Below are 25,705 nucleotides of genomic sequence, written 5' to 3' on the forward strand. Positions count from 1 at the left end.
ACCGGCCAGGTCCGCAACATCGCCGACGTCGTCACCGCCGTGGCCCAGGGCAACCTCAAGCGCAAGCTGACCCTAGACGCCAAGGGCGAGATCGCCTCGCTGGCCGACACCATCAACGGCATGATCGAGACCCTGGCCACCTTCGCCGACCAGGTGACCAACGTGGCCCGCGAGGTGGGTTCGGAAGGCAAGCTGGGCGGCCAGGCCAAGGTGCCGGGCGCGGCCGGCCTGTGGCGCGACCTGACCGACAACGTCAACGAACTGGCCGCCAACCTGACTACCCAGGTGCGCGCCATCGCCGAGGTGTCGACCGCCGTGACCAAGGGCGACCTGACCCGCTCGATCACGGTCGAGGCCTCGGGCGAGGTAGCGGCGCTGAAGGACAACATCAACGAGATGATCCGGAACCTGAAGGATCAGACGTTGAAGAACACCGAGCAGGACTGGCTGAAGACCAACCTGGCCAGGTTCAGCCGCATGCTGCAGGGCGAGCGCGACCTGTCGACGGTGTCGAACCTGGTGCTGTCGGAACTGGCGGCCCTGATCAACGCCCAGCACGGGGTGTTCTATGTCTCGGACGCCGACGAGGCCGGCGACACGGTGCTGACCCTGGCGGCCAGCTACGCCGGCGCCCAGCGCCGCTCGCCCGCCACCCAGCTGCGGCTGCGCGAGGGCCTGGTCGGCCAGTGCGCGGCCGAGAAGAAGCGCATCCTGCTGACCGACCTGCCCACCGACTATGTCAAGATCAGCTCGGGCCTGGGCGAGGCTGCGCCGCGCAGCATCATCGTGCTGCCGGCCCTGTTCGAGGGCGAGCTGAAGGCGGTGATCGAGCTGGCCAGCTTCGGCGCCTTCAACGAGACCCAGCAGGCCTTCCTCGACCAACTGATGGAGTCGATCGGCATCGTGCTGTCGACCATCGCCGCCAACATGCGCACCGAGGGCCTGCTGGCCCAGTCGCAATTGCTGACCTCGGAACTCCAGGCCCAGCAGGGCGAGCTGAAGAAGACCAACGACCGCCTCGAACTGCAGGCCGCGTCGCTGCGTCAGTCCGAGGAGCTGCTCCGCTCCAAGCAGGAGGAACTGCAGCAGACCAACGCCGAGCTGGAAGACAAGGCCCTGCTGCTGTCGGCCCAGAACAAGCAGGTCGAAGCCAAGAACACCGAGGTCGAGCAGGCCAAGGCGGCGCTGGAGGAGAAGGCCGAGCAGCTGGCTCTGACCTCGAAGTACAAGTCCGAGTTCCTGGCCAATATGAGCCACGAGCTGCGCACGCCGCTCAACAGCCTGCTGATCCTGTCGAAGATGCTCAGCGAGAACGCCCAGGGCAACCTTTCCGGCAAGCAGGTGGAGTTCGCCAAGAACATCCACAGCGCCGGCGCCGACCTGCTGGGCCTGATCAACGACATCCTCGACCTGTCGAAGATCGAGAGCGGCACGGTCACCCTCGACATCGGTGAGATGTCGTTCGCCAGCCTGCGCGACCAGACCGAGCGCACCTTCGCCCAGATCGCCCAGGACAAGAAACTGGACTTCCTGATCGATCTGGACCCGGCCCTGCCGCGCGCCATGTACACCGACGACAAGCGCCTGCAGCAGGTGATCAAGAACCTGCTGTCCAACGCCTTCAAGTTCACCGAGGCCGGCTCGGTCAGCCTGTCGGTCAGCCGGGCCGAGCGCGGCTGGGCCGAGGGCAACGACCACCTCAACAAAGCCGGCCAGGTGCTGGCCTTCTCGGTCGAGGACACCGGCATCGGCATCCCCGAGGAAAAGCAGCGGATCATCTTCGAGGCCTTCCAGCAGGCCGACGGCACCACCAGCCGCAAGTACGGCGGCACGGGGCTGGGGCTGTCGATCAGCCGCGAGATCACACGCCTGCTGGGCGGCGAACTGAGGGTGGTCTCCACCCCCGGCCAGGGCAGCACCTTCACCCTTTACCTGCCGCTGAACTTCAGCCCGACGGCGGCCTCGCCCCTGTCCGGCCCGACGCCGCGTCCGGCCGGCGCGCCGCCGGCGACCTTCGTCATCTCCACGGCCGACGCTCCCGCCTACGAGCCGGTCGAGACCGTGCAGGACGACCGCGACGGCATCGAGCCCGGGGATTCCGTGGTGCTGATCGTCGAGGACGATCCGCGCTTCGCCTCGATCCTGCTGACGCTGGCGCGCGACGCCGGCTATCGCGGGGTGGTCACCGGCGAAGGCTCGGCCGTGCCGTCCCTGGCGCGCCGGTTCTCGCCCGAGGCCATACTGCTCGACGTCGGCCTGCCCGACATGGACGGCCTGGCCCTGCTCGATCTCCTCAAGCGCACCGCCGACACCCGCCACATCCCGGTGCAGGTGATCTCGGCCGACGATCGCGGCGGCCTGGCCCCGTCGATGGGGGCGCTGGGCTTCACCAGCAAGCCGGTCGAGCAGGAAGCGGTGATCTCGACCCTCGACCGCGTGCGCCGCCTGGCCCACGGCGGCGCGCGGGCGCCGACCCTGGTCGGGGGCGGCAGCGATACGATCCGCCTGCTGCGCGAGGCCTTCGGCGAAGCGCATGTGGCGCGGGACCTGTCCGCCCTCCCCGCCTTGACCTTCTCTGGCGACGGCGGCGGGCTGGTGATCGAGGTCGAGCCGGGCGCGGCCGGATCGGTTCTCGACGCCCTGAAGGCCCGCAACCCGGCTCCGGGCGCGGTGGTGCTGTACGCCCCCGGCGAACGCGACGCCGAGGAGGCCCGGCGCCTGCGGCTGGCGGTGTTCACGGGTCTCGCCCGCATCGCGCGCACCCCGGAACAGCTGATCGACCAGGCGGCCCTTCTGCTGCACGAACGGGTGGACGGCCTGCCCGAGGCCGCCCGCGCCATGCTGGCCCAGAACCGCCACGCCGACGCCGTGCTGGCCGGCCGCACCGCCGTCGTCATCGACGACGACATCCGCAACATCTTCTCCCTGGCCAGCGCCCTGGAGGAATACGGCATCGCGCTGCGCTACGCCGAAAGCGGCCGCGCGGGCCTGGAGCTGATGGACGGTCTGGATCAGGTCGACCTGGTGCTGGTCGACATCATGATGCCCGACATGGACGGCTACGAGACCATGCGCGAGATCCGGTCGCGCCGGCGCTTCGCCGACCTGCCGGTGATCGCCGTCACCGCCAAGGCCATGAAGGGCGACCGCCAGAAGTGCATCCAGGCCGGAGCGTCCGACTATGTCTCCAAGCCGGTGGACCTGGACCAGCTGATCTCGGTGCTGAGGGTCTCGGTGCAGCGGGCCGACGCGGCGCGGGCGGCCGGCGACAACGTGGTGGTGCTGGCGACGGCGGCGTCCTGATCATGGTCCCCGCCGTCCAGTTCCCGCCGGTCGAGCCCGAGCCGCAGCCGGTCACCAAGATCCTCATCGTCGACGACGACGAGCGCAACGCCTTCGCCGCCGTCCAGGCGCTGGAGAGCCTGGGCCAGGAACTGGTCATCGCCCGCTCCGGCGAGGAGGCCCTGCGGCGACTGCTGACCGACGACTTCGCCGTGATCCTGCTCGACCTGCACATGCCGGGCATGGACGGCTACGAGACCGCCGCCCTGATCCGCCAGCGCCGGCGCACGCGCAGCGTGCCGATCGTCTTCCTGACCGCCGTGTTCCGCGACGAGACCCACATCTTCAAGGCCTATTCGGCCGGGGCCGTGGACGTGGTGTTCAAGCCGGTCGATCCGTTCATCCTGCGCTCCAAGGTGCAGGTGCTGGTCGACCTGCACGTCAAGACGCTGGAGCTGGCCCGCCAGGCCGAACACCAGAAGGCCTTGCTGGAGGAATACGCCCGCGTTCAGGTCGAGAAGGCCGCGGCCGAGCGCTCGCTGCGCAGCAACGAGGAGCGCCAGCAGGCGATCCTTAGGGTGCTGCCGATCGTCTTCCATTCCCGCCTGGCCGAACCGCCCTACACCCCGCTGTCGCTGAGCGACAACGCCGAGCGCCTGACGGGCTTTCCGGCCGAACAGCTGCTGGGCGAGGTCGCGCTGGGCATCGACCGGGTGCATCCCGAGGACCGCGCCGTGGTGGCCCGGGCCCAGGCCGAGGCCATGCGGATGGGCTCCTACACCTGCGAGTACCGCTGGCTGCGGGCCGACGGCGAATATCGCTCGTTCATCGACCAGGGCGTCCTGGCCTTCGACGACGACACCGGCCGCGCCCTGGTCTTCGGCGCCCTGTTCGACAACACCGACCGCCGCGGCCTGGAAGAGGCCCTGTCCCACGCCCGCAAGATGGAGGCCGTCGGCCAGCTGACCGGCGGCGTGGCCCACGACTTCAACAACCTGCTGACCGTGGTGCTGGGCAACATCGACCTCGTCCAGCGGCGCTGCGGCGACGCCTTTCCCTACGTCCGGCAGATCACGGCGGCCCGCCAGGCGGCCGAGCGCGGCGCGGCCCTAACCCGCCAGCTCCTGGCCTTCTCGCGCCGGCAACGGCTGGACCCGGCGACGGTCGAGCTGAACGACCTTGTCCGCGAGTTCTCGTCCCTTCTGCGCCAGGCGGTGGGCGACGCCGTGACCGTCGAGGTCGAGCATTCGACCGAACAGGGCTGGGTGCATGTCGACGTCGCCCAACTGGAGAGCGTGCTGCTGAACCTGGCGGTCAACGCCCGCGACGCCATGGACGGCGCGGGCCTGCTGAAGATCCTCGTCCGCACCGGCGCGGCCGGCCACCAACTGGTGGTCAGCGACAGCGGCCCCGGCATGTCGCCCGAGGTGGCCTCGCGCATCTTCGAGCCGTTCTTCACCACCAAGGAGGTGGGCAAGGGCTCGGGCCTGGGTCTCTCGCAGGTCTATGGCTTCGTGCGGCAGTCGGGCGGCGAGATCGAGGTGACGACCAGCCCCGGCGCCGGCGCATCCTTCCGCATCGACTTGCCGGCCTGCGCGCCGTCGAACGTGGAAATCCCGGTCGAGGGCCCCGCCGCCAGCGTGCCGGTCGGCACCGAGCGGATCCTGGTGGTCGAGGACGATCCGGCCGTGCTGGCCCTGGCGGTCGATACGCTGCGGCCGCTGGGCTACCACGTCGCCGCGGCGCGCAACGCCGCCAGCGCCCTGCGCCGCTTGCGAAACGGCGACGGCTTCGACCTGCTGTTCTCCGACGTGGTCATGCCCGGCGGGATCACGGGCCTGGACCTGGCCCGCAAGGCCCGCGTCAAGCGGCCCAGCCTGAAGGTGCTGCTGACCTCGGGTTTCATCGGCCAGGAGGCCGAGGACTGGGCCAACGAATACCCGATGATCGACAAGCCCTATGCGCCCTCGGCCCTGGCCGCGCGGGTGCGGGCGATCCTCGACGCGGTGAGTTGAAGGGCGGCTAGCCCATCCGGGCGCTGATCAGGAACCGGCTGCGGCTTTCGGCCGACTTGCGTTCAAGCGCCTGGCGCTCCTGCTGCTCGGTGGCGTCGAGCATGGCTTCCAGCAGGCGCGAGAAGTGCAGGCGCATGGCCTGGCGGGCCGCCTTGGCGTCGCGGCGGCGCAGGGCCTCGACCACGGCGGCGTGCTCGTTCTGGCGGGCGTCGCCGTCGTGATGGCAGATCGACTCGTGGGTGCGGCGCACCTCCGGATCTTCCATGCGGAACTTCCAGAGGGTCTTGATCGTGTGGATGATGACGCGATTGCCCGAGGCCGAGGCGATGGTCATGTGGAACTCGCGATCCACCGCGGTCGACCGGGCGTCGTCGTCGCCGGCCTCGACCATCTCGATCAGCAGGGCGTCGAGCTTGGCGAGATCCGCGTCCGAGATGATCGGCGCGGCCAGGGCGGCGGCCTCGGACTCGAACAGCGAGCGCGCCTCGGTCAGTTCGAAGGCGCTGACCGTCGGCAGGTTGTCGCCGCCGGCGCTGTCGGGTGCGACCGGACCGCAGACATAGACCCCCGAGCCGGCGCGGATGCGCAAGGTGCCCCGAGCCTGGAGCGCGATCTCGGCCTCGCGCACGGTCACCCGGCTGACGCCCAGCCGTTCGGACATCTCCCGCTCGCCCGGCAGCCTGGAGCCGGGCGGAAACTCTCCCGCCCGGACCATGCCGGCGATCTTGTCGGCGATTTCCTCGAACAGCCGGCGGTCGGCCATGGCGCCCCTCTAAGACGTTGTTGCGTCGCCAGATTTGCCCCAATCGGATTAAAATTGGAATAGCAAATTGGTTTGCACCACGGCCGCCAATCGGCCCTAGAAGCGCGCGCGTATCGAAGCGAAGAACTGCGGCCCGAAGTACTGGTAGTTGCGGGTGCTGCCCTGGATCGGCATCGAGTCGACCTTGACCTCGTTGAACAGGTTGAGGCCCTGCAGGCGGATGTCGACCTTCTTGTTCAGCTTGTACTGGGCGGTGAAGTCGAAGGCGTCGCCGCCCGAGATGTAGCGCAGCTGAGCGTTGCCGCCGACGAAGTCCTGATAGTAGCGCGAGCGGTAGCGATAGATGCCCTGCAGGGTCAGCGGGCCAGCCTCGTAATAGAGCTGGGCCGACAGCACGTGCTTGGAATAGCCGTTCAGGCCCGCGGCCGGGATCATGCCCTCGGTCACCACGCCGGTGTCGGGGTCGATGACGTCGCCCAGCCGGATGTCGTGGTTCTTGAAGTTGGTGATCGCGTAGTTGTAGCTCAGCTTGCCCCCGAAGCCGTCCAGAGGCTTGGGCAACCAGCTGAACTTGTTCGAGAGCGTGAACTCAGCGCCGTAGACGTGGCTCTTGTCGTCGCTGTTCTGGGTCTGGGTGACCGGCACCGTGACGTTCTGGCCGTCGATGACGAACTCTTCGTCGATGGTCACCGGGATGAAGCCGCCGGTGAACTGCTTGTAGTACAGCGTCGTCGCCAGGATGGTGTCGCGGTTGTAGTAGTATTCCAGCGCCACGTCGGCGTTCCACGACATGATCGGCTTCAGGCGCGGGCTGCCGCTGGCGACGATTTCGCCGATGGCCTCCTGGATCGAGGTGAAGTCCGTGCCGTCCTGCAGGGTGATGGTCCGCCCCGCCGCCAGACTGCTGGGGGCCGGCCGCGACATGGCGCGGTAGAGCGCGATGCGGCCGATCGTCTTGGGGTTCAAGTCGAAATTGGCGTTGACGCTGGGCAGCACGCGGAAGCTGGAGGCCTTGATCCGGGTCGGGTCGAACTCGCCGGTCTCGACCAGGCGGATCGAGCCGTCGCTGTTGTTGACCACTTCCAGGCCGGCCCGCAGCCCCTTGGAAACGACGCTGGTGTCGACGACGCGGACGCCGAAGTTGCCGCGCACCGGCATGCCCGCCGCCTCACCCTTGTAGGAGGCCATGACATAGCCTGACCACACCGTCTCGGTGACGTCGGCGTTGGCCACCGAGCGGGTGTCGCCCGTGCCGCCGGGATCTTCCGTGCCCAGATAGTTGCGGAACTGGCAGAGGGTGTCGAAGGTCGCCCAGCTGTGGATCGTGTTGTTGGGCGCGTCGGCCAGGTAGTCCGACTGCGGGAAATTGGTGCGGCAGGCCAGGTTCACCGCCCGGTCCACGGCCAGGCTGGCCTGGTCGATGGTCACCAGGTCGTCATAGGTGGTGTAGCGGCGGCGCGAATAGCGCAGGCCCGCGTCGACCTTGTTGATGAAGCCGTCGAGCGCGTAGCTGGCGTCGAAGCGGGTCGCGAAGATGCGGTCCTTCTTCTCCTCCTCCTCGCGGGTCAGGCGGGCGTCGTCGCTGAACAGCGACCAGTCGTCGAGGTTGAAGCGCGGGTCGATGGTGATGGTAGGCGCAAAGCCGTTGCGGGCGTCGTAGACGTAGGGCACGCGCTGATTGTTGATCGCCGTGCGCACGCCGTAGATGTCGAGCGGATCCGAGCGCAGGCGAACCGAGCGGGTAAGGTCGGTGCGGGTGGTCTGGCTGTAGGAGATGTCGGCCTTCAGGGTCAGGCGATCGGTGGCCTCGAACTCGAAATTGCCGCCGCCGCCGATATATTCCTCTTCCCGCTGGAACAGGGTCGAGACCGACTGCAGCGTGCTCGAGCCCTCGGCGTAGAGCAGCCGGCCGTCATCGTCGTACTGCACGTTGTGCAGGTTGTAGCGGGTCTCGGCCAGGCCCAGGTCGTGGCGGTCTTCCTGGTAGTTCCGCTTGGAATATTCGACGTCGAAATTGGCGTCGAAGCGGTCGTTGGGCTGCCATTGCAGAGCGCCGAAGAAGGCGTCGCGCTTTTCCTTGGCGGTCAGTTGGCGATAGGTCATCGAGTTGGGCGTCAGGTAGAACGGCGTGCCGGCGGCGGCCTGGGCGCGGCTCACCTCGGTGCAGTTGCCGGTGCTGACGATGCTCGGGTTGCAGGCCACCCAGGTGTTCGACGCCACATAGGACTCGGCCGGGTCGTCGACCTGGTTGCGCTGGATCCCCAGTGAAATGCCGACATCGCCCAGCTTGCCCAGCTCGTACTGGTCGACATAGCTGGCCGTGCCGCGCCAGCCCCAGGGGTCGGAGCCGGTGATCCGCTTCTGGTAGGGATTGTAGTTGCCCTTGAGCTCCACCTGGGCCAGCCGCTTGCCGTAGTCGAGCGGCTTCTTGGTCTCCATCTCGATCGTGCCGGCGACGCCGCCCTCGATCAGGTCGGCCTGCTGCGACTTGTAGATCTTGATGCCGTTGAACAGTTCGGACGGGAACTGGCCGAAGTTGACGGCGCGGTCGCCGCTGCCGTTCGAGGCCTCGCGGCCGTTGAAGGTGGTGGCCGACAGGAACGAGCCCAGGCCCCGCAGCGAGACTTCCGTCGGGCCGTAGTTGCCGCGGTCGGCGGTGGCGCCGGTGATGGTCATGATCGCTTCGCCGATCGACTGGCCCGGCAGGTCGCCGATCTCGTTGGCCGACAGGGCGTCGACGATGGCCGTCGTGTCGCGCTTCACCGCGATCGAATTCTGCATGGTCTGACGGACGGCGCTGACCACCACCTCGTCGACCGAATTGTCGGTGATCGGCTGATCGGCGGGCGCGGTGGCGACCGCTTCCTGAGCCGAAGCGCTGGCGGCCAGCGCGATGGCCGAGGCGGCGACGCCGCAGCTCAGAACCGACCGCAGGACCGCGAACCGCGCCTGGATGCCCAGAGTAGACTGGACGCGCGGAGTATTGGCGACGTGCATGTTTGCTCCCTCCCCTTCTTTTCTTATGCCGGAACCGTGCGACCTGACCGCAGGCGCGTCAAGGCGGATTCTCAGACCAATTTTGGAAATATTTAGGCCAATTTGAACCGGCCGATATGCATACCAATTTTCAACAGGCAGGCGCGCGGAAGCGACCCCGGCCAGGGCCGTGGCGCGAGGCCGCTCCCGCGTCCTCCTCGCTTAAGGAACCAGTTGGCTGCGCAGCGCCGGCACGGCGGCGGCCAGGTCGTTGGCGACGAGCCGGGCGAACACCCGCGCGCCGGTCTCGCCGACGTGGGTGTAGTCGAACTTGCGCACCAGCTGGCCGCGCGGCCCGGTCTCGGTCGTCGGCACGTCGGGCTGGCGCGCTTCCTCCGCCGCGCGCGGCGGCAGGGTCGTGCCGGCCTTGGCGGCGGCCACCTCGTTCTCGAGCGGCTCGGCCTGGGCCAGCTTCATGGAGTCGACGGCGCCCAGCTTGCGCACGACGGCGGCGCTGGACTTGTTGAGATCCACCAGCGGCGCCTTGGTCTCGGCGGCGACCTTGCGCACCTCCTCCGACCAGGGCTCCAGCGTGTTCTTCAACTGGCCGCTGGCGAACTCGCGGCGGGTCAGGGGCGTCAGCAGCACCGGCTCGGCGCCGGCCGCCCTCACCTCCTCGACGAACCGCTTCAGGTTGGCCGGGAACTCTGTGGTCATGTCGGTCCAGCGCTCGCCCTTGGACGACTGGTCGTTGTGGGCGAACTGGATCAGCACGTAGGTGGCGGCGTAGCCCTTCACCCGCGCCTCGTTCAGCGCGATGTCCCACGAGCCCTCGGCGCGATAGCTGCGGGTCGAGCGCCCGCCCCGGCCGAGGTTCAGGCAGTTCAGCGACGACTTGACGTGATAGTCGCAGAAGGCAGAGGCCCAGCCGCTGCCCGGAGCCATGGTGGAGTCGCCGACCAGGATGATCTTGTAGGGCTTGATCGGGGCGGCGTCGGTGCGCGGCTCGCGGTCCTTCTGCGGGCCGGGCGGCTGGGCCAGGACGGCGGCCGGAGCCGCCGCCAGGACCAAGGCCGCGAGCATCGCGGTTCTGATTTTCATTGGATCCTCCCTCTCTTGTCGTTGTGCTCGCGGCCGGCCTTACGAGAAGGCCAGCCCGCCGTTGATGTCGAGATTGACCCCAGCCAGGAACGAGGCGTCCTGCGAGGCCAGAAAGGCCACCGCGGCGGCCACCTCTTCAGGCGCGCCCTCGCGGCGCAGCGGGGTGTTGCCGGCGACGGCGGCGCGGCCTTCGGGCTTGGAGAAGATGTCGTGGAAGCTGGTGCCGATCAGGCCCGGGCACAGGGCGTTGACGCGGATCCCCCGCGGTCCCAGCTCCTTGGCCCAGCCGCGGGTCAGGGTCATCAGCGCGCCCTTGGAGGCGGCGTAGACGCTGGCCCCGGGGCCGCCGCCGTCGCGGCCGGCCAGCGAGGCGATATTGATGATCGCCGCCCCGTCCGGAATGTGCGGCAGGGCCGCCTTGGTCACCAGGAAGGCTGACTTCAGGTTCAGGGTCATGACCTGGTCGAAGAAGGCCTCGTCCATCTCGGCGAGGCTCTTGCGGGCGACCATGCCGCCGGCGAGGTTGACGAGAATGTCGATCTTGCCGGTGACGCCCGCCGCGGCGGCAACAAGGGCGGCGACCTCGGCCGCATCGGTGACGTCGGCGCGGTGCAGCACCGCCTTGCCGCCGGCCGCCTCGATGCGGGCCGCCGTCTGCTGGGCCGAGGCTTCGTCGCCGCGATAGTTCACCACCACGGTCGCGCCCTCGGCGGCCAGTCGCAGCGAGACCTCGCGGCCGATGTCGCGGCCGCCGCCGGTGACCAGCGCGACCTTGTCCTTGAACCTCATGGGGTCCCCTCTTTTACTGAATGTCGGAAGCCGGCGCGGAGACGGGGCTTTCGCGCCCGCCCAGCAGCCAGAGAGCGATGACGCCCAGCGGCACGATGGCCGCCGCCAGGACGAAGATCGGGGCGTAGCCGTGCCGGGTCATGACCGGCACCAGCCAGGTGGTGACCAGGGTGCCGGCCACCGCGGCGGTGCCGCCGACGCCGGCGATCGTGCCCACGGCCCCGCCGCCGTAATAGTCGCTGGGCAGGGTCTGGATGTTGTTGATGGCCACCTGGAAGCCGAACAGGATCACGGCGATCAGCAGCACCGCGCTCAGCGGATCGGCCGCCCGGGCCGTCAGCAGCAGGGCCGGCAGCATGATCACGCCGCCCAGGGTCACCGCGAAGCGCCGGGCGCTCAGGGTCTTCCAGCCGCGCCGGATCAGCGCCCCGGACAGCCAGCCGCCGCCGAGGCTGCCCAGCATGGCGCCGACGAACGGCACCCAGGCGAACAGGCCGATCTTGCGCACGTCGAAGCCGAAGCTTTCCGCCAGGTAGATCGGCAGCCAGGAGACGAACAGCCACCAGACGGGGTCGAGGAAGAAGCGCGAGACGATGATCGCCCAGCTTTGCTTCTGGCGCAGGAGTTGACGCAGGGTCGGCGACCAGCCGGCCTTCGCACTGGCCTCGCCGCGATCGGCGATGTGGGCGCGCTCGGCTTCGCTGAGCCACGGGTGAGCGCCCGGGTCGGCGCGGTAGATGAACAGCCAGGGCAGCAGCCACAGGAAGCCCAGAACCCCGACCACCAGGAAGGTCGCCCGCCAGCCCAGGAGCTCGAACAGCAGGGCCACCAGCGGCGCGGAGATGATCGCCCCGATCGCCGCCCCGGAATTGAAGATGCCTTGGGCCAGGGCGCGTTCGCGCGGCGGGAACCACAGGGCGTTGGCCTTGACCGCGCCGGGCCAGTTGCCGGCCTCGCTGATCCCCAGGGTCACGCGCAGCAGGGCCAGCAGGCCGAACGACCGCACGAGGCTGTGGGCGGCGATCGACAGCGACCAGACCAGGATCGAGACGGCGAAGCCCATGCGGGTGCCGATGACGTCGAACACCTTACCGAACAGCGACTGGCCGAAGGCGTAGGCGACCATGAAGATGGTCACCAGCAGGGCGTAGTCAGCCTTGTCGGCGCCGATGTCCTTCGACACCGCCGGCCACATCACGGCCAGGGCGTTGCGGTCGATGTAGTTGATGACGGTCGCCAGCCCGACGAGGCTGACGATCAGCCAGCGAAGCCCGCTCCTCATTGGCCGATGTCCTCGCCGTCGAAGCGGCCGAAGTGGCCCTTCCAGCTGAAGGGCGCGCCATCGACGTCGGCCTTGTGGGCGGCGCCAGGCTCGGCGCTGTCGGCGATCGCCAGGACGATCGTGCGGCCGCCGGCCAGGACGATGGTGACGACGTCGGCGTCGGCCGTCCGCACGTGGCGCAGGGCCTCGATGCGGCTGGTGCTGCCTTCGGTGGTCTCGGCCGACGGGTCGTAGGCGCCGTGCGGCTCGAGCACGCCGACGAAGGTCGTGTCGGTCGCCTCCTTCACCCGCTGGATCAGCACCGGCTCGCGGCGCAGGTTGAACTTCGGATCATTGGCGCCGCTCTCGCCCAGGATCACCTCGGCCCCGGCCGGCGGCAGCATGCGCCAGGTGTAGAAGCGCTCGCCGTTGATCCAAGTCAGGCGGGCGTTGGAGGCGTCGGGCGCGCCAGTCGCGTCGACCCACAGGTGCTGGTAGCCGTCGTCCTTGCCCAGCACCGGCCGCTCGGCGAGGTTCTGCTTCAGCGGGAAGCCGGCGTCGATGATATGGCCGGAAAAGTGCAGCGGCAGGTCGTATTGGGCCGGCTTGTCGCCGTGCACCTTCAAGAGGTCGAGCACCAGCGGCGGGCCCTTGCCGCCAACGTCGATCTGCACGATCGACCGGCGGAAGGTCACGCCCGGCCAGGCGCCGGCCATCTCGGCCGTGCTGACCTTCGCCTTGCCTTCGGCGGAGAAGAAGATCTGCCTGGGCGCCAGAGTGTTGGCGACCTTGACCTTGCCGTCGAACTGGCTGGTCTCGTTCACCACCAGGGTGTTGTGGGCCACGGTCTGCTTGGCCCAGGTCTCGTTTTCCTTGAGGTAGCGACCGCCGTCCTTGGCCTCGATGTTGAGGAAGCGGGCCGCGCCGTAGTCGGTGACGATCGCGCGGCCGGCGTCGTAGAGGATCCAGTTCAGCTTGTCGTAGTGGCCGTGCCCCATGCCCTGGGCCGAGTTCTTGACCGCCACGACCTCGTCGTCATCGCCCGGACCGGCGCGCATCACGGCGATCGCGCCCTGGTCGCCGTCGGGACCGTCGCGGAACAGCATCGAAGCGTAGGGGAACGGCTTTTCCTTGCCGGCCGCCAGGTCGCGGGCCACGGCCAGGCCGTCCGGCGTCAGGGTGGTGCGGCCCTGCCAGCGGGCGATCGACAGCAGCGACGGATCCCTGGTCGCGCCATAGGCGATGGCCACCGACTGGTAGAGCTCGTCGGTCTTGAGGCTCTTTTCCAGCAGGGCGTCGTTGAACGGGAAGAAGTAGCCGTCATAGGTCAGTTGCACCGCCGCCTGGACCGCCTTGGTCAGCACGCCGCCGCGATATTCGAAGATCTTCCGCTGCGGCTCGTTCTCGTCGATGGCGTGGGCGAACAGCACGAAGGGCTGCAGGGCGTAGCGCTGGTAGTATGGCCCCTCGGCGTAGTAGCCGTCCGGCGAGAACAGCTGGTCGATCTGCTTGAGGAAGCCGACCTTGCCCGAGCGGTCCGTGCCCTTCAGGGCCTTTTCCACCATCACCTGGTCGCGCAGCACGTAGCCGGTCATGCCGACGGCGGCGCAGGCCCAGGTGGCGTGGTTGTGGATGATGTCGAAGACCTGCGGCTGGTCGTCGGCGATGAACTTGGCCATCGGCCGGAAGACGCCTTCGTCGATGGTCTTGCGGTCGGCGTCGCTGAGGGTGTCGCGGATCGCGTCGTAGCCCTGGATCGAATAGACCACCCAGACCGCGTCGTTCAGGCTCTGCCAGAACAGCTTGCCGGCGGAATTGTTCTTGGCGGCCGGGTGCAGGCCCAGGGTCGGATAGAGCTTGGCGTATTCCAGCAGCATCCGCCGGGCGTAGTCGGCATAGGCCTTGTCGCCCGTGGCGCGGTACAGCATGCCCGCGCCGTAGATGGCCATGTAGTTGCGCTTGTGCTGCTCGTGGGTGCGGCCGCCGCCCGGATCCTTCGGCACGGGCACGTCGATGCCGGCCTTCATGGCCGCGTCGACCTCCTTGCGCACGCGCTTCAGTTCGGCGGCGAACATCGGATAGCGCTCGCCTTCGCTGCGCATGGCCGCCAGATCCGCGCCCCCGACCAGAACAGGCCCCTGCCCGCTCGGTTGAGCCATGACGCCGACGGGCAGAGCCGCCGAGACCAGCAGGGCCAGAACCAGGCCGCCCGCGCGTCGCCGAATGTGTCGCACTCGTCTTACTCCCTCGATGCCGCCAGCTCTGTGGCTGGTCCGCAGGTTCGAGAAAACGGCATACGGTAGAGCGGACCATTTGTCCTAACAAATTTTCAGATCTCAGCCCATTTTTGGTCCGCGATATTGCCTATACCAATTTAGACCAATTTGGTTTGACGCTCGTTCGACGGCTTACGGCCATGGCGCAGCGAGCCCGGCGCCCCTGCGGGCGTCGGGATCGGGATGAGCATCAGGGATGAGAACGGCGCGAAGCCGTCAGTTGATCCGGCGCTTTTCCAGCTTCCGGGCCAGGGTGCGGCGGTGCATGCCCAGGCGCCGGGCGGTCTCGGAGATGTTGAAGTCGGTCTCGACCAGGGTCTGGTGGATCCGCTCCCATTCCAGATTCTTCAGCGAAGTGGCCCGCTCGCCGATGGCCGCGCCGGCGTCGCCTTCGCGCTTGTCGAAGGCAGCCTCGATGTCGTCGGTGTTGGAGGGCTTGGCCAGGTAGTGGCAAGCGCCCAGCTTGATGGCCTCGACCGCCGTGGCGATGCTGGCGAAGCCGGTCAGGACCACGATCAGCATGTCCGGATCACGGGCGATCAGCGCCTGGACGCAGGACAGGCCCGACTCCCCGGCCAGCTTCAGATCCACGACGGCGTAGCGCGGCTCGAAGGTCTCCAGCGCCGCCAGGGCCTCGTCCAGGCCATGGACATGCACCACCTCGTAGCCCCGGCGCTCGAAAGAGCGCTTGAGGGTGGCGGCGAACTTCTCGTCGTCCTCGACGATGATCAGCTTGCGCTCAGCGGGCATGACGCCTCCGGATCTGCAGCGAGGCCAGCGGCAGGGTCAGAACGACGCTGGCGCCGCCCTCGGGGCGGTTCTCGGCGCCGACCGCGCCGCCCAGCTTGCGCAGGACGTTGACCACCAGAAACAGGCCAAGGCCGCCCCCTGCCCGTCCCTTGGTCGAGTTGTAGGGCTTGCCGAAGTTCTCCAGGGTCTCGGGCGCGAAGCCCGGACCGTCGTCGTCCACCTCGATGACGATCAGCCCGCCGCTCACGCTCGCATGCAGCCGCACCGCCTCGGGCGAGGCGTCCAGCGCGTTGTCGAGCACGTTGTGGATCACCTGCTTGAGGGTCGATTCCGCGACGATGGAGGTCGGCGCGACCAGATCCGTCTCGTAGGCCAGGACGTCGCTGTTGCGGGTGGCGCGCCACTCGGCCACCACCTCGTCCATGAAGGCCCGCAGGGTGCTGACCCGGACCTCGCCGCTGCGCGCCTCGCCGGCCGACAGCAGGACGCCGGTGACGATCTGCTTGCAGCGCTGGACCTCGCCGCGCATGTCCTCCAGCTCCTGAGCCAGCTCGGGGTGCTTGGCGAACACCTTCATCCGCCGCCAGTCGCTCAGGATGACGTCCAGCGTCGCCAGCGGCGTGCCCAGTTCATGCGCGGCGCCGGAGGCCAGCAGGCCCATGCGGACGATGTGGGTCTCTTCCGCCGCCCGCTGGCGCAGCTCGGCCAGGTGGGCGTCGTGGCGGCGAAGATTGGTGTTGATGCGCGAGACGAAGGTCACCAGCAGCACCGCGTCCAGCACCACCCCCATCAGCATGCCCATGATGAACAGGCCGAAGAACGCCTGGTCGCTGAGGCCCGTGGCGATGACCGGACGGTTGAAGGCCACCAGCATCAGGAAGCAGAAGCTGGGCAGGAAGACGATCGCCCAGGTGGCCCAGACCTCGAGCAGGACGACGCCCAGGATCACGTGCATCAGGTAGAGGGTCGTGAAGGGGTTGGTCGCCCCGCCGCTGAAATAGAGCTGGGCGGTCAGGGCCAGGGCGTCCAGCGCCAGGGCCGAGAAGAGGTCGTAGGGGCCGAGCGGCTTGGCGCTCTTCAGGCGCAGCAGGCTGGCCAGGTTCAGCACCACCAGGGCCGCCAGCACAAGCATCATCGCCGCCAGGGGCAGCTGGAAGCCGAGGCTGAAATGCACCGCCAGTATGGTGACGACCTGACCGACCACGGCGATCCAGCGCAGGTGGATCAGCTGCAGCATGTTCTGCCGGGCGATGGCGTCGGCGGGGTTCGCCGCGTTGTCCGCGGCCCGCGCCCCTGAAAGCCAGCCCGACATGCCGGCGATCAGGATGCGGGCGGTCGGCGTCATGGGGCCTCTTTAACCCGGTTCCGGCGCGCGTCGAACAGAACATAGGCGGCCGCCCCGCCGGTCAGCAGCGCAAGGCCGAACCAGGTCAGGGCGTAGACCAGGTGGCTGTTGGGAAAATTGACGACGGTCAAGCCGCCGATCGGCCAGCCGCCCGGATTGGCCGTCGCATCGGCGTCGACGAAATACGGCGCCGTGGGGCCAAGCCCCTTGGCCTTGGCGATGGCCTGGACGTCGCGGGAGTACCAGCGGCCGCCCGCCGGATCGTTCTTGCGCAGGAAGCCGCCGTGCGGCTCGGTCAGGCGCAGCAGGCCCACGACGCTGACCGGACCGGCGGTCTGGGCGGCCAGGCGCGTTCCGGACGCGCGGTGATCGGCGGAAACGAAGCCGCGATTGACGAGGACGTCGAAGCCCTGGTCGGTGGAAAGCGGGGTCATGACCCAGAAGCCGGGCCCTTCGCGGGTCACGGCCTGAACCAGGGTCTCGCGGTCGTGCAGGAAGCGACCGGTCAGGCGCACCCGACGATAGCCGTCGGAGGCCTGGCTGATCCCCGCCCATCGGTCGGGACCGGGGGGCGGGGTCGGCTCTGCGTGGATGCGCTGCTCGACCCGGGCGATCAGGTCGAGCTTCCAGGCCCTGCGCTGGACCTGCCAGCCGCAGAGCGCCAGGAAGATCGCGGTGAAAGCCAGGCAGAGCCCGGCCAGGGCGATCGTCCGGGCGCCGCCGCGGCGGGCCGTCATCAGGGGACTTCCCGCATGTCGTGGGGCATCGGGGCCATCATGTGGGTGTCGAGGTTGTGCATGACCCACAGCGAACCCGACAGCGTGATCACCACCACGACGAGGGTGAACACCAGGGCCAGCATGGTCCAGCCGCCTTCCGAACGCGAGTTCATGTGCAGGAAGTAGATCATGTGGACCAGCACCTGGATGATCGCCAGGCCCATGACGGCGATGGCGGTCATCTGGTTGGTCGGCAGGACGTGGCCCATCACCAGCCAGAACGGGATGGCGGTGAGGATCACCGCCAGCACGAAGCCGATGACGTAGTCCTTCAGCGAGCCATGGGCGCCGCCGTCGTGGTCGTGCCCATGGTCATGAGCGTCATGCGCGTGGTGCGCATCGTGGCTGGCCGCGCTCATTTCAGGACTCCGAGCAGATAGACGAACGAGAAGACGCCGATCCAGATGACGTCGAGGAAGTGCCAGAACATCGACAGGCACATCAGGCGACGCTTCATCTCGACGCCGAGGCCGCGCTTGGCGACCTGGGTCATCAGGGTGACGAGCCAGATGATGCCGAAGGTCACGTGCAGGCCGTGGGTGCCGACGAGCACGAAGAACGACGACAGGAAGGCGCTGCGCTGCGGGCCGGCGCCCTCGTGGATCAGGTGATGGAACTCATAGAGTTCAAGCGACAGGAAGCCGAGGCCGAAGAGGCCCGTGATCGCCAGCCAGATCAGCGTCGCCGGAACCTTCTTGGCCTGGGCCGAGAGCATGGCGAAGCCATAGGTGATCGACGAGAACAGCAGCAGCGCGGTGTTCACCGCCACGATGGGCAGGTCGAACAGATCCGCCCCCGAGGGGCCGGCCGCATAGTTGCGGCCGAGCACGGCGTAGCACGCGAAGAGGACCGCGAAGATCAGGCAGTCGCTCATCAGGTAGATCCAGAACCCCAGCAGGGTTCCGTTCTCCGGATGGTGGTCCTCGGTCAGGTGGAAGCGGGTTTCGCCCGCTTCGGTCAGGGTCTGGGCGTGGGCCATGGTTACGCGAGGCTCCGCAGGGCTTCGGTGCGGGCGTCCTCAACGCGGACGACCTCCTCGGCCGGAATGTAGTAGTCACGCTTGAAGTTGAAGGTGTGGGCGATGGCCCCGCCGACCAGGGCGACGAACGACGCCACGGCCAGCCACCAGATGTGCCAGATCATCGCGAAGCCGACGACGATGCTGATGCCGGCCAGGATGATCCCCGCGCCGGTGTTCTTCGGCATGTGGATCGGGATGAACCCGGTGGTCGGACGCACGTAGCCGCGCTGCTTCATGTCATGCCAGGCGTCGACCTCGTGGATCACCGGCGTGAAGGCGAAGTTGTAGGCCGGCGGCGGCGACGAGGTCGACCACTCCAGCGTACGGCCGCCCCAGGGGTCGCCGGTCGGATCAGCCAGTTGCTCGCGCTTCAGATAGCCGACGACCATCTGCAGAACGAAGGCGATGATGCCGATCAGGATCAGAACCGCGCCGAAGGCCGAGATCACGAACCAGATCTGCAGGCTGTGGTCCTCGAAGTGGCTCATGCGGCGGGTCACGCCCATCAGGCCGAGCACATAGAGCGGCATGAAGGCGAAGAAGAAGCCGATCTGCCAGAACCAGAACGAGACCTTGCCCCAGAACGGGTCGAGCTTGAAGCCGAAGGCTTTGGGGAACCAGTAGACGATGCCGGCGAACATGCCGAACACCACGCCGCCGATGATCACGTTGTGGAAGTGGGCGATCAGGAACAGCGAGTTGTGCAGCACGAAGTCGGCAGGCGGGACGGCCAGCAGAACGCCGGTCATGCCGCCGATGACGAAGGTGACCATGAAGCCCACGGTCCACAGCATCGGCACCTCGAAGCGGATGCGGCCGCGGTACATCGTGAACAGCCAGTTGAAGATCTTCGCCCCTGTCGGGATCGAGATGATCATGGTCGTGATCCCGAAGAACGAGTTCACGCTGGCGCCCGAGCCCATGGTGAAGAAGTGGTGCAGCCACACGATGTAGGACAGGATCGTGATGACGACCGTGGCGTAGACCATCGAGCTGTAGCCGAACAGGCGCTTGCCGCAGAAGGTCGAGACGACTTCGGAGAACACGCCGAAGGCCGGCAGCACCAGGATGTAGACTTCTGGGTGACCCCAGATCCAGATCAGGTTCACGTACATCATCGGGTTGCCGCCGAAGTCGTTCGTGAAGAAGTTGGTGTGCAGGTAGCGGTCGGCGGTCAGCAGGGCCAGGACGGCCGTGAGGATCGGGAAGCTGGCGACGATCAGGACGTTGCTGCACAGCGAGGTCCAGGTGAACACCGGCATCTTCATCAGGCTCATGCCCGGCGCGCGCATCTTCACGATGGTCACGATCAGGTTGATGCCCGACAGGGTGGTGCCGACGCCGGCGATCTGCAGCGACCAGATGTAGTAGTCTACCCCGACATCTGGACTGTACGCCAAATTGGAGAGCGGCGGATAGGCCAGCCAGCCGGTGCGGGCGAACTCGCCGACGAACAGCGACAGCATCACCGTCACCGCGCCGCCGACCGTCATCCAGAAGCTGAAGTTGTTCAGGAACGGGAAGGCCACGTCGCGGGCGCCGATCTGCAGCGGCACGACGAGGTTCATCAGACCGGTGATCAGCGGCATCGCCACGAAGAAGATCATGATCACGCCGTGGGCGGTGAAGACCTGGTCGTAGTGGTGCGGCGGCAGGTAGCCGGCGGCGTCGCCGAAAGCGATAGCCTGTTGCGCGCGCATCATCAGGGCGTCGGCGAAGCCGCGCAGCAGCATGATGATGGCCAGGATGATGTACATCACCCCGATCTTCTTGTGGTCGACGCTGGTCAGCCACTCACGCCACAGATAGCCCCAGACCTTGAAATAGGTCAGGGCGGCCAGGACGGTGATACCGCCCAGCGCGACCATGGCGAACGTGCCGAGCAGGATCGGCTCGTGGAAGGGAATGGCGTCCCATGTGAGACGGCCGAAGATCGTTTTTACGAGGTCCGGGGACATGATGATCTCTAGGCTTTGATCAGCGCGCTTCGGCGGGCGCGGACTTGGGGGCGCAGAGCGCGGCGACGAACGAGCGGATGCCGCCCTCCCCGCGCCGAACCCGCTTGTCGTATTCGAGGGTAGTGACGTTGGTGGTCCCGGCCATGCCGAGGCCGCCGGCCTTGTCGATGGCCATCATGTCGTGCTGGCACATCTTGCCCGGCTCGACGCAGCGGTTGACCGCCTTGTCGAACAGGCCGGCCTCGACCGAGGCGAAGCGTTGCGGCGGCACCTTCTCGCTCGGCTTTTCCAGCACGAGGTAGCGCGTGCCGTCGAGGCGACCGTCGCTCTTGCGGACGTCGGCGGCCCACTTGTCGAAGTCGGCGCGGCTCATGCCGTGGAACTTGAAGCGCATGTGCGAGAAGCCCTCGCCGCTGTAGTTGGCCGAGAAGCCGTCGAACACGCCCGGCTTGTTGATCACGGCGTGCAGCTTCGTGCGCATGCCAGGCATAGCGTAGATCTGGCCGGCCAGGGCCGGCACGTAGAACGAGTTCATCACCGACGAGGCCGTCAGGTCGAAGTCGATCGGGGTGTCGACCGGAGCCGCCAGTTCGTTGACCGTGGCGACGCCCAGTTCGGGATAGATGAACAGCCACTTCCAATCGAGGGCGACGACCTGGACCTTCAGCGGCTTGACGCCTTCGGCGGTGCGGCCCGGCGCCAGGCGGTCGAGCGGACGGTAAGGGTCGAGCAGGTGGGTGCTGGTCCAGGTGACGGCGCCCAGGATCATGATGATCACCAGCGGCGCGGCCCAGATCACGATCTCGAGCTTGGTCGAGTGGTGCCAGTCGGGGTCGTACTTGGCGGTCTGGTTCGACTGCCGATACTTCCACGCGAAGAACAGGGTCAGGAAGATGACCGGCACGATGATGACCAGCATCAGCACGGTCGACAGGATGATCAGGTCGCGCTGCTGAACGGCGATATCGCCCGACGGGTTCATCACGACCCAGTCGCAGCCGCTCAGGGCGAGCAGCAGGGGCAGCAGGGCGAGCTTCTTCAATGGACTCGGAATCATGGGGAACCTGGACTTCGGACGCATTGGCCGGCGCGATAGTCTAACGCAGGAGGGGGCGACATTGGACCATTTGTCCTAGGGCGCCGCAGTGCAGCACGAAAATGAGGAGCCGAAGGCGCATCAAGGCGTTTGCCAGAACGGGGCAGTTGGTCTCATGCTCTCGTTCAGACCGTCGGAAAGGCGGCTGAAAAGAGTTTGGGACGGAACAACAGGAACAAGGCGCGTAGCTGCATGAATCAGGATTTCGCACTGCCGACGTCATCGGGCCTCGAGCGCGACGCGCGGCGATTGCACGCCGACCACAAGGGCGTCCGGCCTGGCGAGATCGCCATCGGCGTGATCATCGGGCGAACCTCGGAGTTCTTTGACTTCTTCGTCTACGCCATCGCTTCGGTGCTGGTATTCCCTCACCTCTTCTTTCCGTTCGTGGACCGGCTGACGGGCGTCCTGTGCTCGTTCGCGATCTTCTCGCTGGCCTTCGTGGCCCGCCCGATCGGCTCTGCGATCTTCGGCGTCATCGACCGCAACTATGGCCGCGGCGTGAAGCTGACCATCGCCCTCTTCCTGCTGGGCGGCTCGACGGCCGCGATGAGCTTCCTGCCGGGCTACGCCACGGCCGGCGCCGCGGCGATCTGGGCCCTGGCGGCCTTCCGCATCGGCCAGGGTCTGGCCCTTGCGGGCGCCTGGGACGGCATGGCCTCGCTGCTGGCGCTGAACGCCCCTGAGAAGAAGCGCGGCTGGTACGCGATGATCCCGCAGCTGGGCGCGCCGTTCGGCTTCATGCTGGCCAGCGGCCTGTTCGCCTATTTCGTCGCCAGCCTGGGCTCGGCCGACTTCCTCGACTGGGGCTGGCGCTATCCGTTCTTCGCGGCCTTCGCGATCAACGTCGTGGCCCTGTTCGCCCGCCTGCGCATCGTCGCCACCGAGGAGTTCGGCCAGCTGTTCGAAAAGGGCCAGCTGAGCCCCGTTCCGCTGACCAGCCTGATGAAGGCGCAAGGATCCAACGTGATCATCGGCGCCTTCGCCCCGCTGGCCACCTTCGCCATGTTCCACCTGGTGACGGTGTTCCCGCTGTCGTGGGTCAGCCTGCACGACGACGGCGGCGAGGCGCTGAACTTCCTGCGCATCGAACTGGCCGGCGCCCTGGTCGGCGTGGTCGGGATCATGGCCTCCGGCTGGATCGCCGACCGCATCAGCCGCCAGAACCAGCTGGCGCTGTCGGCCGTGCTGATCGGCATCTTCAGCCTGGCGGCCCCGTGGCTGCTGGACGCCGGCAGCCTGGGCCAGACCGTCTATGTGGTGGTGGGCTTCGCGATCCTGGGCCTGTCGTTCGGTCAGGCCTCGGGCGCGGTCAGCTCGGGTTTCCTGCGCAAGTTCCGCTACAGCGGCGCGGCCCTGACCTCGGACCTTTCGTGGCTGATCGGCGCGGGCTTCGCGCCCCTGGCCGCCCTGGCCCTGGCCAGCTTCTGGGGCCTGCCGGCCATCGGGCTTTATCTGGCCTCCGGCGCGGTGGCGACCCTGATCGCCCTGACCATCGACCGTCGCCGCCGACTGCGCAAGGCCGCCCCCAAGGCCTAACCGCGGACGACAGCCTGAACCAAAGAGGACGCCGCGGGCCAGGCCCGCGGCGTTTTCTACATCAGAAGTCGGCCGACAGCGTGACCTGGAAGGTCCGGTGCGAGCCCGGCCGGAAGGTCGCGGCCGTGTTCACCGTGGTGCTGATCGTGCCCAGGTAGTCCTCGTCGAAGATGTTATCGACGTTGATGCGGGCCTTGACCTGCTTCAGCGGCCCGACGCCGAAGCCGTCGCCGAGATCCACATAGGCGTTCCAGATGGTGTAGCCGTCGGTCTTTTCGGTATTGGTCATGTTGGTGTAGCGGTCGCTGAGATGGCGAGCCGAGACGTTGACCACGGCCCAGTCGACCGGCTCCCAGGTCACCCCGCCCTGGAACAGCCAGGTCGGGAAGTCGGGCAGCGTGTTGCCCGCGATGGCGTTGGTGCCGAAGTTGTTCTCGAACTCGGCGCGATTGTACGACAGGTTGGTGTTGAAATAGATCTTGCCGCCCAGAAGCTCCGGCTTCCACTGGCCGCTGAACTCGGCCCCGTGCGCCTCCACGGCCCCGACGTTCTGGTAGAAGGTCTCGGTGGTCGTGCTGCCCGGCACCACCGAGGCGTAGGACTGCAGCCGGTTGTCGAAGGCGGTGTAGTAGACCACGACCGAGGCGTTGAACGTCGCGCGGTTGGCGCGGTAGCCCAGTTCCAGGTTCTGCGAGGTCTCCGGCTCGGGTCCGGGCACGCTCGGGCTGGCCGCGGAGAAGATGTCGTCGGCGCCGCGCGGCAGGGCCAGGTTCTCCGAATAGGAGGCGAATACCTGGTCGCGGCTGTTGATCGAGTAGACCAGACCCACCTGCGGCAGGAAGCCGTCCTTCCAGTTGTCGGTGATCGTCGGCTTGCGCTGGGCGATGTAGTCGGCCGGGTTGCGATAGCCGCTGATCTTGTAGTCGATGTCGGTCGACTTGAAGCCGACCTCGACCTTAAGGCGGTCGTCGAGCAGCTTGATGGTGTCCTTGAGGAAGAACTGGGTGGTCTCGCGGGTCGAGACGTAGTTGCGCTGCAGGTGCACCGGCTCGTTCAGCAGCGGCGTGCCGTCCGGATCGCCGTTGACGGTGTTATAGCGCGCCTGGGTCCGGTGGTAGTCGTCCTTCTCCAGCCAGACGCCCGCCTGCACGGTGTGAACGCCCGTCCGCCAGGTCCCGCCGACCGTGACACCCTTGCGGATGCCGTCGACGCCCGACAGGCCGTATTGCAGGCCCTTGGGCGCGGTCAGGCCCGAGACATAGTTCTTCTCGGCGTTGTAGCTGGCCAGCGAGGTGGCGTAGGCCTCCGGCGAGACGCCGTAGCCGCCCTTGTCCTCGTAATAGGCGGTCGAGCGGATCTCGAAATTCTCGCCGATCGGCTTGTTCAGCGACAGGCCGTAGAGGTGATCCTGCCGGGCGTTGACCGCGAACTTGTAGTACTGGTTGTAGAGCGAATTCGAATACTTAACCCCGGTCGTGGTCTCCGGCAGGCTAGGCACGAAGCCGAGATAGGCGAAGTCGCGACCCGAACGGCCGAAGGCGTCGCCCGCCGTGCCCAGGTACTGGGCCTTGGTGATCGACGGGGAGTCATAGTCGTAATAGTCGTTGTGCACGGTCTGGAACGTCAGGTTCCCGCCGCTCTCGAAGGCGTAGTCGACCTTGCCCTCGTAGTGCTCGCGCTTGATCGTGCCGGGCCCGCGCCACAGGTCGCCCTTCACCCACGAGCCGGCCACATAGCCCGAGAAGTTGCCCACCTTGCCGCTCTCCAGGCGCAGGAAGCTGCGACGCAGGTTGTCTTCGCCCCAGGTCTGGCTGGCCGAGCCGCCGGCTTCGGCGTCAGGCGTCTTGGTGAAGTAGTCGACGATCGGACCCAGCGAGGCGTAGCTGGGCAGGGCGACGTCGCCGGCGCCGGCCGAGGCCTGCACGCGGGCCAGGTTCTCGTTGTCGACATAGCGATAGATCGGGCTGCCGCCGAACTGGTCGCTACGGCCCATCGGGATGCCGTCGAGCAGGAAGCCGATCTGCTGGAAGTTGAAGGCCCGCACCGACACCGAGTTGCCGAACTCGTACATGCCCAGGGCGTCGTTGGCCTGGACGTTGAAGCCCGGCAGGCTCTCCAGCATCTTCAGGCCGGTGACGCCGGCCGGGGCCGACAGCAGCGCCTCGCGGGTGATCGAGACCGTGGCCGTGGCCTGGTCGGTGCCGATGGCGACGCTGGCCTCCGACACGCGACGACCGGTGACCACGACGGCGTCGACCTCTTCGGGCGCGCTCTCCTGAGCCAGGGCCGGCGATGCGCCGCAGAGCACGCTGGCGGCCATCAGGGCCAGCTTCCAGCGCGGCGCGACGTCGGGTTTCGAGTGGGCTTTGGTCATGGCTATCCCCTGCTGTTGACCCGGCGAGCCTGACTCCCGACCCCAGGTCAAAAAACAGAAATCGCCATTTACTCAGCCCACTTTTCTCCGTGTTCCCGAGCCACACAAACGAGATGATTTAATATGCAACCTGACCAGTTCTTGACTGATCGCGCACCACGACTTCGCCAACCGGCTTCTTTCTGAAAAGCCAGACGCGGTTGGAGATCGAAATCTGCGATGACGCACCACTCGCCTTGGGCGCGACGAGGCTAGTCCATCGCCCCACGCTCCGCAGGTCAAGGACGAGAAAAGGCGACACGCCACTTGGCCGCCGAACGCTCACGCGAGGGGCGCCCGGCGGGCGACAACGATCAAGCGATCCGCAACCGGACGATCCG

At 67.4% G+C, this 25,705-nt stretch carries 17 protein-coding genes; 3 read left to right on the top strand and 14 right to left on the bottom strand.

The features are described from left to right. Together DMC18_RS02685 and DMC18_RS02690 are read left to right on the top strand one after the other, a co-directional pair. A partial coding sequence (locus DMC18_RS02685) for a response regulator (RefSeq protein WP_146217952.1) occupies window positions 1–3,303 on the top strand: 3,303 nt, incomplete at its 5' end. A 2-nt stretch (window positions 3,304–3,305) separates the two neighbouring features. Beyond that, window positions 3,306–5,297, top strand: coding sequence for a response regulator (locus DMC18_RS02690; RefSeq protein WP_110120508.1), 1,992 nt, complete (start codon window positions 3,306–3,308; stop codon window positions 5,295–5,297). Between the two features lie 7 nt (window positions 5,298–5,304). Here DMC18_RS02690 and DMC18_RS02695 read toward each other — a convergent pair whose 3' ends face one another. From DMC18_RS02695 to cyoA, 13 genes are all read right to left on the bottom strand, one after another. Continuing rightward, entirely contained in the window at window positions 5,305–6,060 is a 756-nt protein-coding gene (locus DMC18_RS02695) for a FadR/GntR family transcriptional regulator (protein WP_110120509.1), read from the bottom strand. Window positions 6,061–6,156: 96 nt separating this feature from the next. Beyond that, window positions 6,157–9,057 carry a TonB-dependent receptor gene (locus DMC18_RS02700; protein ID WP_110120510.1) on the bottom strand — a complete coding sequence of 967 codons (2,901 nt, stop codon included), beginning with the start codon at window positions 9,055–9,057 and terminating at the stop codon, window positions 6,157–6,159. Window positions 9,058–9,258: 201 nt separating this feature from the next. Further along, window positions 9,259–10,137 (bottom strand): rhamnogalacturonan acetylesterase, encoded by an 879-nt coding sequence (locus tag DMC18_RS02705; RefSeq protein ID WP_110120511.1) that lies wholly within the window; start codon window positions 10,135–10,137, stop codon window positions 9,259–9,261. A gap of 39 nt (window positions 10,138–10,176) precedes the next feature. Then, window positions 10,177–10,926 (bottom strand): SDR family NAD(P)-dependent oxidoreductase, encoded by a 750-nt coding sequence (locus DMC18_RS02710; protein ID WP_110120512.1) that lies wholly within the window; start codon window positions 10,924–10,926, stop codon window positions 10,177–10,179. Between the two features lie 13 nt (window positions 10,927–10,939). Continuing rightward, window positions 10,940–12,208, bottom strand: coding sequence for an MFS transporter (locus DMC18_RS02715; RefSeq protein ID WP_110120513.1), 1,269 nt, complete (start codon window positions 12,206–12,208; stop codon window positions 10,940–10,942). Then, window positions 12,205–14,421: an alginate lyase family protein gene (locus DMC18_RS02720; protein WP_199228512.1), complete on the bottom strand. Its 2,217-nt coding sequence runs from the start codon at window positions 14,419–14,421 to the stop codon at window positions 12,205–12,207. The genes DMC18_RS02715 and DMC18_RS02720 overlap by 4 nt, the downstream gene beginning before the upstream one ends. A 258-nt stretch (window positions 14,422–14,679) precedes the next feature. Then, the gene (locus DMC18_RS02725; RefSeq protein ID WP_110120514.1) at window positions 14,680–15,213 is read right to left on the bottom strand and encodes a response regulator transcription factor; all 534 of its coding nucleotides are present in this window, start codon (window positions 15,211–15,213) and stop codon (window positions 14,680–14,682) included. Beyond that, on the bottom strand, window positions 15,203–16,558 hold the full coding sequence (locus tag DMC18_RS02730) for an ATP-binding protein (protein ID WP_110132680.1): 1,356 nt from the start codon (window positions 16,556–16,558) through the stop codon (window positions 15,203–15,205). Before DMC18_RS02730 ends, DMC18_RS02725 begins: the two co-directional genes overlap by 11 nt. Further along, window positions 16,555–17,295 (bottom strand): SURF1 family protein, encoded by a 741-nt coding sequence (locus DMC18_RS02735; RefSeq protein ID WP_110120516.1) that lies wholly within the window; start codon window positions 17,293–17,295, stop codon window positions 16,555–16,557. The genes DMC18_RS02730 and DMC18_RS02735 overlap by 4 nt, the downstream gene beginning before the upstream one ends. Beyond that, window positions 17,295–17,696 (bottom strand): cytochrome o ubiquinol oxidase subunit IV, encoded by a 402-nt coding sequence (cyoD, locus tag DMC18_RS02740; RefSeq protein WP_110120517.1) that lies wholly within the window; start codon window positions 17,694–17,696, stop codon window positions 17,295–17,297. Before cyoD ends, DMC18_RS02735 begins: the two co-directional genes overlap by 1 nt. Further along, complete coding sequence (gene cyoC / locus DMC18_RS02745; RefSeq protein ID WP_110120518.1) at window positions 17,693–18,316, bottom strand: cytochrome o ubiquinol oxidase subunit III; 624 nt, start codon at window positions 18,314–18,316, stop codon at window positions 17,693–17,695. Before cyoC ends, cyoD begins: the two co-directional genes overlap by 4 nt. A gap of 2 nt (window positions 18,317–18,318) precedes the next feature. Beyond that, window positions 18,319–20,316, bottom strand: coding sequence for a cytochrome o ubiquinol oxidase subunit I (cyoB, locus tag DMC18_RS02750; protein ID WP_110120519.1), 1,998 nt, complete (start codon window positions 20,314–20,316; stop codon window positions 18,319–18,321). 19 nt (window positions 20,317–20,335) lie between these two features. Then, window positions 20,336–21,397, bottom strand: coding sequence for a ubiquinol oxidase subunit II (gene cyoA, locus DMC18_RS02755; protein WP_110120520.1), 1,062 nt, complete (start codon window positions 21,395–21,397; stop codon window positions 20,336–20,338). A 207-nt stretch (window positions 21,398–21,604) separates the two neighbouring features. Here cyoA and DMC18_RS02760 point away from each other — a divergent pair, with 207 nt between their 5' ends. Next, on the top strand, window positions 21,605–22,951 hold the full coding sequence (locus DMC18_RS02760; protein ID WP_110120521.1) for an MFS transporter: 1,347 nt from the start codon (window positions 21,605–21,607) through the stop codon (window positions 22,949–22,951). 61 nt (window positions 22,952–23,012) lie between these two features. Here the strand turns inward: DMC18_RS02760 and DMC18_RS02765 are convergent, their stop codons facing one another. Beyond that, the gene (locus DMC18_RS02765; protein ID WP_110120522.1) at window positions 23,013–25,325 is read right to left on the bottom strand and encodes a TonB-dependent receptor; all 2,313 of its coding nucleotides are present in this window, start codon (window positions 25,323–25,325) and stop codon (window positions 23,013–23,015) included. Between the last annotated feature and the right edge of the window lie 380 nt (window positions 25,326–25,705).

Source organism: Caulobacter sp. D5, assembly GCF_003185805.1.
Lineage (GTDB): Bacteria > Pseudomonadota > Alphaproteobacteria > Caulobacterales > Caulobacteraceae > Caulobacter.

Excerpts from the sequence above, each read along its gene's own strand:
- DMC18_RS02690 (WP_110120508.1), top strand. The coding sequence starts at position 3,306 with ATGGTCCCCGCCGTCCAGTTCCCGCCGGTCGAGCCCGAGCCGCAGCCG.
- DMC18_RS02695 (WP_110120509.1), bottom strand. The coding sequence starts at position 6,060 with ATGGCCGACCGCCGGCTGTTCGAGGAAATCGCCGACAAGATCGCCGGC.
- DMC18_RS02700 (WP_110120510.1), bottom strand. The coding sequence starts at position 9,057 with ATGCACGTCGCCAATACTCCGCGCGTCCAGTCTACTCTGGGCATCCAG.
- DMC18_RS02705 (WP_110120511.1), bottom strand. The coding sequence starts at position 10,137 with ATGAAAATCAGAACCGCGATGCTCGCGGCCTTGGTCCTGGCGGCGGCT.
- DMC18_RS02710 (WP_110120512.1), bottom strand. The coding sequence starts at position 10,926 with ATGAGGTTCAAGGACAAGGTCGCGCTGGTCACCGGCGGCGGCCGCGAC.
- DMC18_RS02715 (WP_110120513.1), bottom strand. The coding sequence starts at position 12,208 with ATGAGGAGCGGGCTTCGCTGGCTGATCGTCAGCCTCGTCGGGCTGGCG.
- DMC18_RS02725 (WP_110120514.1), bottom strand. The coding sequence starts at position 15,213 with ATGCCCGCTGAGCGCAAGCTGATCATCGTCGAGGACGACGAGAAGTTC.
- DMC18_RS02730 (WP_110132680.1), bottom strand. The coding sequence starts at position 16,558 with ATGACGCCGACCGCCCGCATCCTGATCGCCGGCATGTCGGGCTGGCTT.
- DMC18_RS02735 (WP_110120516.1), bottom strand. The coding sequence starts at position 17,295 with ATGACGGCCCGCCGCGGCGGCGCCCGGACGATCGCCCTGGCCGGGCTC.
- cyoD (WP_110120517.1), bottom strand. The coding sequence starts at position 17,696 with ATGAGCGCGGCCAGCCACGATGCGCACCACGCGCATGACGCTCATGAC.
- cyoC (WP_110120518.1), bottom strand. The coding sequence starts at position 18,316 with ATGGCCCACGCCCAGACCCTGACCGAAGCGGGCGAAACCCGCTTCCAC.
- cyoB (WP_110120519.1), bottom strand. The coding sequence starts at position 20,316 with ATGTCCCCGGACCTCGTAAAAACGATCTTCGGCCGTCTCACATGGGAC.
- cyoA (WP_110120520.1), bottom strand. The coding sequence starts at position 21,397 with ATGCGTCCGAAGTCCAGGTTCCCCATGATTCCGAGTCCATTGAAGAAG.
- DMC18_RS02760 (WP_110120521.1), top strand. The coding sequence starts at position 21,605 with ATGAATCAGGATTTCGCACTGCCGACGTCATCGGGCCTCGAGCGCGAC.
- DMC18_RS02765 (WP_110120522.1), bottom strand. The coding sequence starts at position 25,325 with ATGACCAAAGCCCACTCGAAACCCGACGTCGCGCCGCGCTGGAAGCTG.